Raw genomic sequence first — 13,128 nt, forward strand, 5'->3', positions numbered from 1 at the left:
TTTTCACTCCAAATTATTCGGACGTAACAGAAGAGAGCAGGCGATTTGCGCCTTACTCTCTTCTATTCGCACTTGGGAAATTCTCTCTTTTATACGAGGTTTAGTTTTTTCAGGCTTTCTGCAATTTGAACAGAGTTCCATGCGGCGCCTTTTAATAGGTTATCAGAAACTACCCATAAATGAAAACCGTTTGCTCTGTCCAAGTCTTTGCGGATGCGGCCTACAAACACATCGTTTTTGCCGACTGCATCGGCAGGCATTGGATAAAGCTGCTGGCTCGGGTCGTCCTGAAGTGTAATGCCAGGAGCTTCTTTTAATAGATTTTTAATATCTTCCACAGTAGCGTCATCTCGGTCTACCTCGATGTAAACGGACTCTGAATGGCCGGTTTCAATCGGAAGTCTCACACATGTAGCCGCTACTTGAAGCTCAGGCATGTGCATGATTTTTTTCGTTTCATTTATCATTTTCATTTCCTCAAACGTATAGCCGTTATCTTGGAATTTATCAATTTGCGGAATCGCATTGAAAGCGATTTGATAGTGTTTTTCATCACCTTTTACAGGCATAATCTCTGGTTTGATTTCTTCGTTGTTTAAAATCGCCTCTGTTTGGCTGTGCAGCTCTTTTACAGCTTCATTACCCGCTCCTGATACCGCTTGGTAAGTTGATACGATAACTTTGTTTAAGCCGTAAGCTTTGCGGATCGGTTCCAGCGCAGCCACCATTTGAATTGTAGAGCAGTTAGGGTTGGCAATAATGCCGTTGTGTTCATGCAAGTCTGCCTCGTTGACTTCAGGCACAACAAGCGGCGTATTTTCGTCCATACGGAACGCACTTGTATTATCTATAACAATAGCTCCGCGTTTTACAGCTTCGGGTGCCAATGCCTGCGATACGCTTCCGCCGGCGCTGAACAAAGCAATATCTACTCCTTCAAAGCTCTCGGGAGAAGCTTCCTGTACAGTCAGCTCTTGGCCTCTAAATGTGACTTGGGTACCCGCAGAGCGTTTTGAAGATAGCAATGTAAGTGTATCCATTTCAAAATTTCTGTCTTCAAGTGTTTTAAGCATTTGTTGTCCTACAGCTCCTGTCGCTCCGACAACAGCTACGTGTAAACCTCTTCCCATCTGTAAAACTCCTTCCGCCAATCAGCTTCATTGAATTGATTTGACTATAATTTTACGTTTTATTTTACCATAGAATATGCGGGTGATGACCGAAATTTTTTGTTTAGGAAAGATTTTCTGTATATTTAGTCATTTCCCTGATAATTATCAACGAGAATCGGCTGAAGCTGCTGATGCATCAGGGCCTTTTCAACAGTTTGAGGAAGCAGATCCATTTTGGCAACCATTGAATTCGGTTTTTTGTATGGATCATCTTGCCCAAAAGGAATGAAGAAGATATTTTTGGTAGACATGAGCCTCATTAGGTTGGTGCCATTTAAACCGAGAGCGTCATTTGTTGAGATACCGAGAACGACCGGCCGATTGTTTCTGATTGTTGCTTTTGCAGCCATCAGTACTGGGCTGTCTGTCATGGCGTTGGCCAGCTTGCTCATCGAGTTTCCGGTTAAAGGAGCTATTACCATGCAGTCCAATGGCAGCTTTGGCCCGAGGGGTTCAGCCTTTACAATTGAATCAATTACCTCATATCCGGTAAGATCTTCAATTTTTTTAACCCATTCCGCTCCTTCTCCAAAGCGTGTATCTGTGGATTTTACGGTAAATGTGACAACCGGCCGGACTTCCGCTCCTTCATTGACTAGCGCCTCAATTTGCGGAAACACCGCTTCATATGTGCAATGCGAGCCGGTCAGTCCAAATCCGATTCTTTTCCCTTTTAGTGACGACATTCTTATTTCCCCTCCTCAGCATGTAATTCAGCCAAAAGCTTGCTCAAGACATTGGCGAGGATCTGCCCGGCTGTTTTAGGAGCGACAATCCCCGGCAAACCAGGGGCAAGGAGTGCCTTAATCCCTTGTTTTTCAGCATATTTAAAATCGGTTCCACCGGGCCGTGAAGCCAGATCCAATATTAAGGTTTTCGGTGTCATGCAAGAAAGCACAGTTTGATTCAAAATCATGCTCGGTATGGTATTAATACAAATATCTATATCTTTGACATGCTCTTTGAGTTCATCAGTGTGAAACGGGACGAGCCCCATTTCGGTGATGCGCGCCAAATGCGCTGAACTTCTTGCGCCTACCTTTACATTCGCCCCAAGCGCGGCAAATGTACGGGCGATCGTCATTCCGGTACGCCCTAGCCCGAGAACGGCCACCTGAGATCCGTGTATCGTATAATCTGTGTGCTGAATGGCCAGCATAATGGTTCCTTCTACTGTCGGAATAGAATTATATATCGCAATGTCATCCCGCTCAAACAGCTTAACAAGTTTTCTGTTTGCTTGAGCTGCAATGTTTTCTAAATAGGCGTTAGAAATCCCTGAGAAAATGACACAGTGTGCAGGCGTTTGGTCGAGGTGCTCCTGTTTTAAAACAACTTCTTCATTTGAAAATACGGTTGATACGACACCTTCTCCTGTTGTTGCAGACACAGGAAGAATAATACTGTCTATTTGCTGATAAGGAATTTCATCAATGTTGCATTTTACAGCTCCGGTAAAACCGTGATCCAATTGGTCAAAACCGACGAGATAGATGTCAGTCTGCTGTTCAGTGAGCTTTCTAATAATTTCGAGCTGCCTTGCGTCACCGCCGATAACTGCAATTTTCAATCCGGTTAACATGTTAAACGTTCACCTTCTTTGTATATACTGGATCCCTAGTTGTTAAGCTCCCCTTCATCTTATGATCAAAAGGAAATAGCGGTGAATTAAAACATACGCTTTTTTCACACAAAAAAACATCGGCTGACTCAGCCGATGTTTGGATGTTTTCATGAGAGCCCATAACCTGCAGAGTTGGGCCTTTTCTATAGTTACTCTTGGTGAGGAGAAATCTCCTCAGGGACATCTAAAATGATCATATCTGATCCGATCTTTTGAATATGATTCCAGGGGACACGAATGTCTTGACCGTGTTTTCTCAAACCAAACCATTTGACTGTCGGAATGAGAAGCGCTGTGATCTGACCATCCTGTTCATTGATTTCTAAATCGGTCTGACCCAGTACTCCCAGCCGTTCAGCTCTTTTGATGTCGACAATTTCCTTCCCGGATAATTCACTGAGCCGCATCTCTGTCACCCCCTTGTACTATGTATGATCAAAAGGATAAAAAAATGCCTGCTCCGTTTTGGAGCAGGCATTTCGGTTTATGATGGCATATTGCCGGAAGGGCTGATAAGAGCCAGAGAATAGTCATTCGTAAACATTTGTCTGGCAAGACCGTTGACGCGTTCTAAGTTTACAGCGTTTAATTCATTAATAATTTCGTCTAATGTTTTGTGTTTTCCGAGCAGCAGTTCATTTTTACCGTTTCGGCTCATTTTGCTGTTCGTGCTTTCTAAGCTCAGCATCAAGCTTCCCTTCATTTGCTCCTTGCTGTTTTCCAGCTCTTTCACCGTTATGCCGTCGCGTTTTAATGTCGCAAGGGTTTCTTGAATGGTTTCTGACAGCTGCTGAAGCTGATTTGCACCTGTTCCGCCATAAATGGTGAGCATGCCGCTGTCCTCATATGAGCTGTGATAGCTGTAAACAGAATAAGCGAGCCCTTTATCTTCACGAACATCTTGGAACAGGCGGCTGCTCATGCTGCCTCCGAGCACATTATTAAGGACGATCAAATCATAAATCTTTTCATGACCGACTTCCAGCCCTTTAAAGCCTAGACATAAATGGGCTTGTTCTGTTTCTTTTTTTCTTGTGAGTTTTTCTGTATGGAATCCAGGCTTCTGAAGACCTGTCGCTTTGCCTTTTGCCTCGTATGATCCGAACCATTTTTCTACATCTTTTATAAAGCTTTCTGAAATATTACCCGCTACAGAAATAACGACACGGTCTGGCGTATAATAATCATGCATGTATTGTCTGAGAGAGTCGCCGTTAAAGGAATCAAGCGTTTCTTCTGTGCCTAGGATCGGATAGCCTAAAGAATGATTCCCGTACGTGGCTTTGCTCAGTAAATCATGGACAATATCATCGGGCGCGTCTTCGTACATTTTTATTTCTTCATAAACCACATTTTTTTCTTTTTTCAGCTCGTTTTCATCAAAAGTTGAATGAAAAAACATATCTGCTAATACGTCAAGTGCGTAATTCGCATGCTCATCAAGCACCTTTGCATAATAGCAGGTATATTCCTTTGAGGTAAACGCATTGACCTGACCGCCAATACGATCAAAAGATTCTGCTATCTCACGTGCAGATCTTGTGCTCGTCCCTTTGAAGAACATATGCTCCAAAAAGTGGGAAATCCCATTTATCTCCGGCGTTTCGTGCCGCGAGCCTGTACCAATCCAAACGCCGATCGCAACAGAACGGACTGTCGGGTTATTTTCAAGCACAACTCTTACACCATTTTGACATGTATATCGTTTAATCAAATTTGTTCCTCCTATTCAAAGACTAGCTGCCTGCCCTGTTACTTCAACAGTCTTGTTTCATCCATTAGTTCAGTGACTGTTCCAAGCGCATATCCTTTCTCTTTTATCTTTGTAATCAGCACTTCAAGACTTTCCGCCGTGGGATCTGTCGGATGCATTAAAATCATGGCGCCATTATGTATCTTGCTTAACACCCGTGTTTGAAGTGCAGACGGAGCCGGTTTTTGCCAGTCGATTGTATCAACTGTCCACATCACTGTTCCCATATGTTTGTCAGCTGCAATGTCAACAACCGCTTTTCTGAAACTCCCGCTTGGCGGAGCGAACCATTTCGGCTTGACACCGAGCGTTTTTTCTATCTGCTCATTCGTCTTGTCGAGCTGTTCGGAAATTCTTCCTGTTGTCAGTTTGCTCATATCCGGATGATTGTATGAATGATTTCCGATTTCATGTCCTTCTTCCGCAATCTTTTTAGCCAACTGTTTATTGTGTTTCACCCAATTGCCTTCCAAAAAAAACGTTGCCTTTACTTTATGCTTTTGAAGTACAGGGAGCATTCTTTCCAAATATTCGTTTCCCCATGCCACATTAATTAAAAAAGCCACCATCGGTTTTTCAGGATTCCCTTTGTAAATAGGCTCTGGCTGAAGAGACTCAAGATGAACGCTTGGTTTTACTTGACTGTACACTAAATCGTTTTCCCGAAACTCACCGTACTTTTTCATTTTTTTATAGGATTTTTCAATATTGACCTTTAAACCATTGTAACCGGGAATGCTTTTCCACACCTTATCTATTCTTGCATTCTGAGGCTTTACTTCATAATCTGGCGCCTTTTGAAGCAATTCTTCATATAACGGGTCTTTGGACGCCGAGACGGTCACCGTATCTTGTTTCATTGCCCCTATATAATCAAGTGTGTGCGGATTTTTCATCATCTCAAATGAAACAAAAAAAAGAAATAGAAAAACGGCAAACGGTACAAATTTTTTGTACATGTTTTGTCCCCCCTCACCTCACATTATGAAGGAGAAGGACAAGGTAGAACCCGCTTGCTTTTTAAAGCGTCAAAATAAAGAAGCCGGGGTCTCCCAGGCTCCTTTTATGTTTTCATTTAAGATTTTTGTTCTTCTTTTTCTTTCTCTTCACGGAGCACAGCTTTACGAGACAAGTTGACCCGTCCTTGCTTATCGATTTCAGTAACTTTCACAAGAATCTCATCTCCGATTTTGACAACATCTTCAACTTTTCCTACGCGGTCAAGCGCAAGCTCTGAAATGTGCACCAAACCGTCTTTTCCGCTGAAAATTTCAACGAATGCACCGAATTTTTCGATTCGTTTTACTTTACCTAAGTAAAGCTGACCGACTTCAACCTCTCTGACGAGGTCTTCGATGATTTTCTTCGCTTTTTGGTTGCTGCTTTCAACTGTCGAAGAAATAAAGATTGTACCATCCTGCTCGATATCAATTTTAACACCGGTCTCTTCGATGATTTTATTGATTTGTTTTCCGCTAGGTCCGATGACATCGCGGATTTTATCAGGATTGATCGCCATTGTTAAAATCTTAGGCGCATATTGGGAAAGCTCTTTTCTTGATTCGCTTAATGTAGCAAGCATACTGTTGAGGATTTCCATTCTTCCTTTTTTCGCCTGCTGAAGCGCTTCTTCAAGAATCTCTCTGGAAAGGCCATCAATTTTAATGTCCATTTGCAGCGCCGTTACACCCTTTGCAGTTCCGGCAACTTTAAAGTCCATGTCTCCAAGCGCATCTTCCATGCCTTGAATATCAGTTAAAACAGTATAGTGTTCGCCTGATTTGACAAGTCCCATTGCAATACCTGCGACTGGTGCTTTGATTGGTACACCGGCATCCATCATTGCAAGTGTGCTTGCGCAAATACTAGCTTGAGACGTAGAACCGTTTGATTCAAGCACTTCTGATACAAGACGGACAGTGTAAGGGAAGTCTTTTTCAGACGGAATAACTGGCTCAAGCGCACGCTCACCCAGTGCTCCGTGTCCGATTTCACGGCGTCCCGGTCCACGCATTGGTCCTGTTTCCCCAACGCTGAATTGCGGGAAGTTGTAATGATGCATAAATCGTTTCGATTCTTCAACACCTAAACCATCAAGGATCTGCACATCACCGAGAGCACCTAACGTACAAACGCTGAGAGCCTGAGTCTGTCCTCTTGTGAACAATCCGGAACCGTGTGTTCTCGGTAAGAGGCCGACCTCTGAAGAAAGCGGGCGAATTTGATCGACTCCGCGGCCGTCAGGTCTTACCTTTTCTTCAGTAATTAGGCGGCGCACTTCATTTTTGACAAGCTTGGACAAAATTTGTTTGACTTGCTTAATTGTTTCTTCATCATGCTCATCTTCCTCGAATTTTGCTACCACTGTGTTTTTCACTTCAGTAATGGCATCTTCGCGCGCATGCTTTTCATGAACTTGGATTGCTTTCAGCAGATCTTCTTCTGCTAAAGCCTTTACCTTTTCATTCAGCTCTTCGTCAATTTCATAGAGCTTAATTTCTGACTTTTCTTTGCCGACAGCTGCAACAATTTCTTCTTGGAATGCAATCAGGCGTTTAATCTCATCATGGCCGAACATAATCGCTTCTAGCATCGTTTCCTCAGGAACTTCGTCTGCTCCCGCTTCCACCATGTTAATTGCATCTTTAGTTCCGGCAACGACAAGATTGATATCACTTTTCTCAAGCTGATCAACCGTCGGGTTAATAACAAATTGATTATCAATGCGTCCGACAGTTACCCCTGCAATCGGTCCTTCAAACGGGATGTCCGATACAGAAAGTGCAAGCGATGAACCGAACATAGCAGCCATTTCTGAAGAGCAGTCTTGGTCAACACTCATGACGATGCTGATGACTTGAACTTCATTACGGAATCCATCGGCGAACAAAGGCCGGATCGGACGGTCGATTAAACGGCTCGCCAATACTGCTTTTTCACTTGGACGTCCTTCTCTTTTAATAAACCCGCCAGGTATTTTACCTACCGCATATAATCTTTCCTCGTAGTTTACAGTAAGCGGGAAGAAATCAAGCGGTTTCGGTTCTTTTGAAGCGGTTGCTGTACTGAGTACTGCTGTGTCGCCGTAGCGGACCATAACAGCACCGTTTGCCTGTTTGGCAAGCTGGCCGGTTTCAACAGTAAGCGTTCTTCCGGCCCAATCTATGGTAAAGACATGTTTTTCTTGTCCCATACGATTACGAACTCCTCTCTTCGTTGTGTGAAATAATCAATTACTCCTATTATGAACGAAATGGATTGAACATATCAATGTCAAAGTAGTATGTAAAAGGATTTCAATGATTGTTATAAAAATTTTCGCTTTAATACGATAAAAAAGCGGGAATCCTCCCGCTTTTTACGATTATCGACGTAAGCCTAGTTTGTTAATTAACTCACGGTAACGAGTTACGTCTTTATTACGCAGATACGTAAGAAGATTACGACGCTTACCTACCATTTTAAGAAGACCGCGACGTGAATGGTGGTCTTTCTTGTGTGTACGTAAATGCTCGTTCAAGTTGTTAATTGAATCAGTTAGGATAGCGATCTGAACTTCTGGAGATCCAGTATCAGATTCGTGTGTTTTAAACTCACTGATGAGTTGGTTTTTACGCTCTTGAGTAATTGCCATCCTGTTTCACCTCCAAATCATATTTAGCCCCAGTTACCTAGCAACCGTCGGTGACTTCGGATTGCCAAGCAAAGGTTTTAAGACTACGAAGACTATCATACTAAAAATCGAGCCTATATGCAAATATTTTAGATTAAAATTTGTGTGCGCTGCATGTTATTTCCGCAAATTGCTGAAATAACGGATCGCTTCCTGCTTATCTTTCTCAATTTGCTCTGTTAATTCTTGAATGCCGTTGAACTTGCGCTCGCTCCGAATTCGTTTATACCATTCAATTTTTATAGCGGCTCCGTATACATCTTGATCAAAATCAAATAAATTGACCTCAATCGAAGGCTGTTCCGGACGTTTTTCATAAAACGTCGGCTTATAGCCGATATTGCAAACGCCGTTGTAAAGCTCGCCGTTTATTTCCGCCTTGACGGCATATACACCGGTCGGCGGGACAATATAGCTGTTATTTAAGCCGACATTGGCAGTCGGAAACCCGATTGTCCGCCCTCTTTTATCTCCGTGAATGACAATTCCTTTAATAAAGTAGGGCTGTCCAAGCAAAACATTGGCCAGTTCAACGTCTCCGTTTTGAAGTGCAGTCCGAATATAGCTGGAGCTGATTTTTTTATCCTGCTCCGTCAATTTTTCTACCATCGTACAATCAGCTTTTCCATCTAAATCAAGCGGCATCGTTTCCATTGTTCCTTTGCCGTATTTGCCGTACGTAAAGTCAAAACCTGCCACTGCATGCTGTACATTAAGGCCTAAAATGTACTGATCAACAAACTGCTTTGGAGTCAGAGAAGCAAACTCTTCATTAAATTTAACGACATACAGAATCTCCGTGCCTAATTGTTCAATTTGACTGATTTTATCTTCAAGAGGAGTAATCAGATCCTTTGGTTCCTGATCCCTGCCCAGCACATGAGAGGGATGGGGGTGAAATGTCATCACGGCTAATGTCAGATTTCTTTCTTCAGCTATCTGTTTAGCTGTGCCGATTACCTTTTGATGCCCTAGATGAACGCCGTCAAAATAACCTAACGCCATCACAGATTCTGGCTGCTCCTCTTTTGTTAAATGATGCGGATGTGTAATATGTATCGTCTTCACAGAACGGTCACCTTTTTTCTATTGTTCGCTTTTTTGCATCAATACTTTTGCCGGCTTTAACAGCCCGTGTTTTGTAGGATGGGGGAAATAAATCGCCAGACAGCTTCCGGATTCCGTATAGACTGCGATACGGTCGTCGCTTGTCAGATCCGTGAATTGTTCAGGTGTTTCAAGCAAAGCCCCATTTTCTACTTTCTTAGCTAATGTATCACTTATGATCCATTTCGGCAAATGATTGAGCGCACGTTCAATAGAGACTGTATGCTCTGTTATAGTTCCGGATTCGGCTTGAGCTTCCAGCTCTTCGAACGTAAAGCATTCATCAAGGGAAAAGTCACCGGACGCCGTACGGATCAAATGAGACATATGAGCCGGATATCCGAGATTTTCGCCAATCATAACCGCCAGTGTCCGCACATAGGTTCCTTTTGAACATGTTACCGTAAACCGGAAACTCGCTGTCTCTCCATTATGTTTAACCCCTGTTGTGAGCGCAATGTCTTCAATGGTAATAAGACGTTTTGGCCGTTCTACTTCAAGTCCCGCTCTTGCATACTCATATAATTTTTTGCCGTTTACCTTTACTGCTGAATACATCGGGGGAATTTGTTCTTGTTTTCCCTTTAAGCTGTTTAAAACCTTTTCTACTTCTGCTGCATCAATAGCTTGAACTACTGGCTTTGTATCAACGGGTTCTCCGGTTTGATCCTCTGTCGTCGTTGAAATGCCAAGCGTAATTTCAGCATCATATGTTTTAGACTTCTCAGTTAAATATTCAACAATTTTTGTTGCCCGGCCTACACAAATCGGAAGCACACCTGATACCTCAGGATCAAGCGTTCCCGTGTGTCCGACTTTTTTTGTTTTAAGCAGCTTCCGGATCTTCATGACACAATCATGCGATGTCATGCCTACCGGTTTATGTAAAAGGAGAACTCCGTTAACCATATGCCTTTCACTCCTCCTGTTGTGTGGATTTTCTTTAAAACGCAGAAAAGAGGACAGACGACGAACGCCTATCCTCTTCATTTGTTATTCAGACGGGTTCTCTGAATTCAATTGGTGAATCAATGTTTCAATTCGGTTTCCGTAATCAATTGATTCATCGAACTCAAATTCAATCTCAGGCGTTTTACGAAGTCTGATGCGACTGCCGATTTCAGAGCGTATAAACCCTTTCGCCTTAGCCAGTCCTTTCAGCGCTTCTTCCCGTTTTTTCTCGTCTCCGAGAACGGAAATATACACCTTTGCAATTTGCAAATCACCTGATACACGTACATCTGTTACTGTCAGAAAACCAATTCTCGGATCCTTCAGCTTTCGGCTGATAATATCACCGAGTTCTTTTTTCATTTGCTCGCCAACACGGTTTGCTCTCATACTCAATTCAATCACCTCTAAGTTAAAACCACTCTGTTCTAGTGATCGTCCGTTCAATTTCAGGAAAAGAATCGATAAACGCAAGAACACGCTGCAATTCTTTTTCTGTTTGAACGCGAGAGGAAGAAACAGCGGCGATTCCAAAGCTGGTTCTTTGCCATGTGTCCTGATAGCCAATCTCCGAAATCGAAACATTGAACTTATTTTGAACCCTGGTTAAGATCCGCTTTAGAACGGCACGCTTTTCTTTTAACGATCCTGCATCATAAATGATGCATTCACATTCCGCAAATCCGATCACGTTCTTTCAATTTCTTGCATGACAAACGCTTCAAGGATGTCACCTTCACGAATGTCATTGTATTTCTTAATCGTTATACCACATTCGTAGCCTTGTGAAACTTCTTTCACATCGTCTTTAAAGCGTTTCAGAACGTCCACTTCGCCTTCGAAGATTACGACGCCGTCACGAATTAAACGGAGACCGCTATTGCGCGTGATTGTTCCTTCAGTAACATATCCGCCGGCAATCGTACCGATTTTAGATACTTTGAATGTTTGGCGCACTTCTACTTGACCAATTACTTTTTCTTCATATTCAGGATCAAGCATACCTTTCATAGCTGCTTCAATCTCGTCAATTACTTTGTAAATAATACGGTGAAGACGAATATCTACGTTTTCAGCTTCAGCCGTACTCTTAGCATTACCGTCCGGTCTCACATTAAACCCGATAACAATTGCATTGGAAGCAGATGCTAAAATAATGTCAGATTCTGTGATTGCACCAACGCCTGTGTGGATGATTTTCACTTTAACACCTTCAACTTCAATTTTTTGAAGTGCGGCTGTTAAAGCTTCGGCAGATCCTTGAACGTCAGCTTTTACGATAAGGTTGATGTCTTTTACATCACCTTGTTTAATTTGCTCGAATAAGTCGTCAAGACTCAGCTTTGCTTTATCGCTGCGCTGCTCTTCAAGCTGTTTGGAAGCACGGGCTTCACCAACAGAACGAGCTGTTTTTTCGTCTTTAAAGACAAGGAATTGATCTCCTGCTTGAGGCACGTCATTTAGACCAGTAATTTCAACCGGTGTAGACGGGCCCGCTGTTTTTACACGGCGTCCGAGATCATTGACCATTGCACGGACGCGGCCAAATGTATTGCCGACTACGATCGGATCACCGACATGCAGTGTTCCAGTCTGTACGAGCAATGTCGCAACTGACCCTCTGCCTTTATCCAGTTCTGCTTCAATAACAGTTCCTTTTGCCTGGCGGTTCGGGTTCGCTTTCAGTTCCTCTACCTCACTGACAAGCAAAATCATTTCAATAAGTTCATCAATGCCTTTTCCAGTTAAAGCGGAAAGCGGCACAAAAATCGTTTCTCCGCCCCAAGCTTCAGGCACTAGTCCGTATTCCGTCAGTTCTTGCATGACACGGTCAGGGTTCGCAGCTTCTTTATCAATTTTATTTACAGCAACGATGATCGGTACTTCAGCTGCTTTCGCGTGATTGATCGCCTCTACTGTTTGCGGCATTACACCGTCATCCGCAGCAACAACTAGGATCGTAATATCGGTTACTTCCGCACCGCGTGCACGCATGGTTGTAAATGCGGCGTGACCCGGCGTATCCAAGAAAGTGATCTTCTTGCCGTTTTCTTCGATTTGGTAGGCTCCGATATGCTGAGTGATTCCGCCAGCTTCTCCTTCAACAACCTTTGTTTTACGGATGCTGTCAAGAAGCGTTGTTTTCCCATGGTCAACGTGACCCATGATTGTAACGACAGGAGGACGAATTTCAAGATCCTCTTCTTTATCAGGCTCTTCGTATTTCTCTAATTCAGTTTCTTCAAGGACAATAACTTCTTCAGTTTCAACACCGTATTCTGATGCAATCAGTTCGATTGTGTCTTTATCGAGCTCTTGGTTAATGGTCGCCATAACACCAAGAAGCATCAGTTTTTTGATGAGTTCAGAAGGCTCTTTGCCTAGCTCTTCTGCCAGTGCGCCAACTGTTAAAGTGCCTGAGAACGTAATTTTTTCAGGAAGCTCTTTTTTCGGCTTCACAGGCTTTTGCTGATGTTGGTTTCTGTTGTTGTTATTGTTGCGTTTATTTTTTTTGTTGTTGTTATTCTTCTTGTTTTTGTTAAATTGATTATTCTGCACGTCATTCTTCTTTCCGTCTCGAATTTTATTTGGTTGATTTCCAGCAGACTGCTGATTTACCCCTTGCGGCTGTTTGTTTTTGTTCGTTTCCGCAGGCTTTTGAGATTTAACGGCTGCGCCGCCTTTTTTAAATTTGGCATCAAGCTGTTTAATGGCCTTTTCTTCAAGCATGGCCATATGATTATTCACTTCTAAATCCATGTTCTTCAGTGCGGTCAAAATTTCCTTACTTGAAACATTTAACGCTTTTGCATATTCGTATACTCTCATTTTAGCCATTCGTTCACCC

General features: G+C 42.9%; 13 protein-coding genes. All 13 read right to left on the bottom strand.

Features of this window, described 5'->3' with window-relative positions; genetic code table 11:
• Window positions 1-89 precede the first annotated feature (89 nt).
• Window positions 90-1,130: an aspartate-semialdehyde dehydrogenase gene (gene asd / locus NST16_RS08975; RefSeq protein WP_268446166.1), complete on the bottom strand. Its 1,041-nt coding sequence runs from the start codon at window positions 1,128-1,130 to the stop codon at window positions 90-92.
• Window positions 1,131-1,255: 125 nt separating this feature from the next.
• Window positions 1,256-1,858 (bottom strand): dipicolinate synthase subunit B, encoded by a 603-nt coding sequence (gene dpaB, locus NST16_RS08980; RefSeq protein ID WP_029441269.1) that lies wholly within the window; start codon window positions 1,856-1,858, stop codon window positions 1,256-1,258.
• Between the two features lie 2 nt (window positions 1,859-1,860).
• Window positions 1,861-2,754, bottom strand: coding sequence for a dipicolinic acid synthetase subunit A (gene dpaA, locus NST16_RS08985; protein WP_029441268.1), 894 nt, complete (start codon window positions 2,752-2,754; stop codon window positions 1,861-1,863).
• 191 nt (window positions 2,755-2,945) lie between these two features.
• On the bottom strand, window positions 2,946-3,203 hold the full coding sequence (locus tag NST16_RS08990) for a YlmC/YmxH family sporulation protein (RefSeq protein ID WP_010334291.1): 258 nt from the start codon (window positions 3,201-3,203) through the stop codon (window positions 2,946-2,948).
• Between the two features lie 77 nt (window positions 3,204-3,280).
• Window positions 3,281-4,510: a M16 family metallopeptidase gene (locus NST16_RS08995; protein WP_010334290.1), complete on the bottom strand. Its 1,230-nt coding sequence runs from the start codon at window positions 4,508-4,510 to the stop codon at window positions 3,281-3,283.
• A gap of 38 nt (window positions 4,511-4,548) precedes the next feature.
• A complete protein-coding gene (locus NST16_RS09000; protein WP_340885827.1) occupies window positions 4,549-5,508 on the bottom strand; it encodes a polysaccharide deacetylase family protein in 960 nt (319 codons plus the stop codon).
• A 116-nt stretch (window positions 5,509-5,624) separates the two neighbouring features.
• Window positions 5,625-7,742, bottom strand: a complete 2,118-nt coding sequence (gene pnp, locus NST16_RS09005) for a polyribonucleotide nucleotidyltransferase (RefSeq protein ID WP_010334288.1) — start codon at window positions 7,740-7,742, stop codon at window positions 5,625-5,627.
• 171 nt (window positions 7,743-7,913) lie between these two features.
• Window positions 7,914-8,183, bottom strand: a complete 270-nt coding sequence (gene rpsO / locus NST16_RS09010) for a 30S ribosomal protein S15 (protein ID WP_003154182.1) — start codon at window positions 8,181-8,183, stop codon at window positions 7,914-7,916.
• 156 nt (window positions 8,184-8,339) lie between these two features.
• Complete coding sequence (gene ribF, locus NST16_RS09015; RefSeq protein WP_340885830.1) at window positions 8,340-9,290, bottom strand: bifunctional riboflavin kinase/FAD synthetase; 951 nt, start codon at window positions 9,288-9,290, stop codon at window positions 8,340-8,342.
• 18 nt (window positions 9,291-9,308) lie between these two features.
• Window positions 9,309-10,238: a tRNA pseudouridine(55) synthase TruB gene (truB, locus tag NST16_RS09020; RefSeq protein ID WP_340885833.1), complete on the bottom strand. Its 930-nt coding sequence runs from the start codon at window positions 10,236-10,238 to the stop codon at window positions 9,309-9,311.
• Window positions 10,239-10,322: 84 nt separating this feature from the next.
• A complete protein-coding gene (gene rbfA, locus NST16_RS09025; RefSeq protein ID WP_010334286.1) occupies window positions 10,323-10,676 on the bottom strand; it encodes a 30S ribosome-binding factor RbfA in 354 nt (117 codons plus the stop codon).
• A 16-nt stretch (window positions 10,677-10,692) separates the two neighbouring features.
• The gene (locus tag NST16_RS09030; RefSeq protein ID WP_003220950.1) at window positions 10,693-10,971 is read right to left on the bottom strand and encodes a DUF503 domain-containing protein; all 279 of its coding nucleotides are present in this window, start codon (window positions 10,969-10,971) and stop codon (window positions 10,693-10,695) included.
• Window positions 10,968-13,118, bottom strand: a complete 2,151-nt coding sequence (infB, locus tag NST16_RS09035) for a translation initiation factor IF-2 (RefSeq protein ID WP_168747853.1) — start codon at window positions 13,116-13,118, stop codon at window positions 10,968-10,970. Before infB ends, NST16_RS09030 begins: the two co-directional genes overlap by 4 nt.
• Between the last annotated feature and the right edge of the window lie 10 nt (window positions 13,119-13,128).

Source organism: Bacillus sp. FSL K6-1005, assembly GCF_038000225.1.
Classification (GTDB): domain Bacteria; phylum Bacillota; class Bacilli; order Bacillales; family Bacillaceae; genus Bacillus; species Bacillus mojavensis.

What these genes read in the sequence shown, in the direction of transcription:
- asd (WP_268446166.1), bottom strand. Translation starts at nt 1,130, where the DNA reads ATGGGAAGAGGTTTACACGTAGCTGTTGTCGGAGCGACAGGAGCTGTA.
- dpaB (WP_029441269.1), bottom strand. Translation starts at nt 1,858, where the DNA reads ATGTCGTCACTAAAAGGGAAAAGAATCGGATTTGGACTGACCGGCTCG.
- dpaA (WP_029441268.1), bottom strand. Translation starts at nt 2,754, where the DNA reads ATGTTAACCGGATTGAAAATTGCAGTTATCGGCGGTGACGCAAGGCAG.
- NST16_RS08990 (WP_010334291.1), bottom strand. Translation starts at nt 3,203, where the DNA reads ATGCGGCTCAGTGAATTATCCGGGAAGGAAATTGTCGACATCAAAAGA.
- NST16_RS09000 (WP_340885827.1), bottom strand. Translation starts at nt 5,508, where the DNA reads ATGTACAAAAAATTTGTACCGTTTGCCGTTTTTCTATTTCTTTTTTTT.
- pnp (WP_010334288.1), bottom strand. Translation starts at nt 7,742, where the DNA reads ATGGGACAAGAAAAACATGTCTTTACCATAGATTGGGCCGGAAGAACG.
- rpsO (WP_003154182.1), bottom strand. Translation starts at nt 8,183, where the DNA reads ATGGCAATTACTCAAGAGCGTAAAAACCAACTCATCAGTGAGTTTAAA.
- truB (WP_340885833.1), bottom strand. Translation starts at nt 10,238, where the DNA reads ATGGTTAACGGAGTTCTCCTTTTACATAAACCGGTAGGCATGACATCG.
- infB (WP_168747853.1), bottom strand. Translation starts at nt 13,118, where the DNA reads ATGGCTAAAATGAGAGTATACGAATATGCAAAAGCGTTAAATGTTTCA.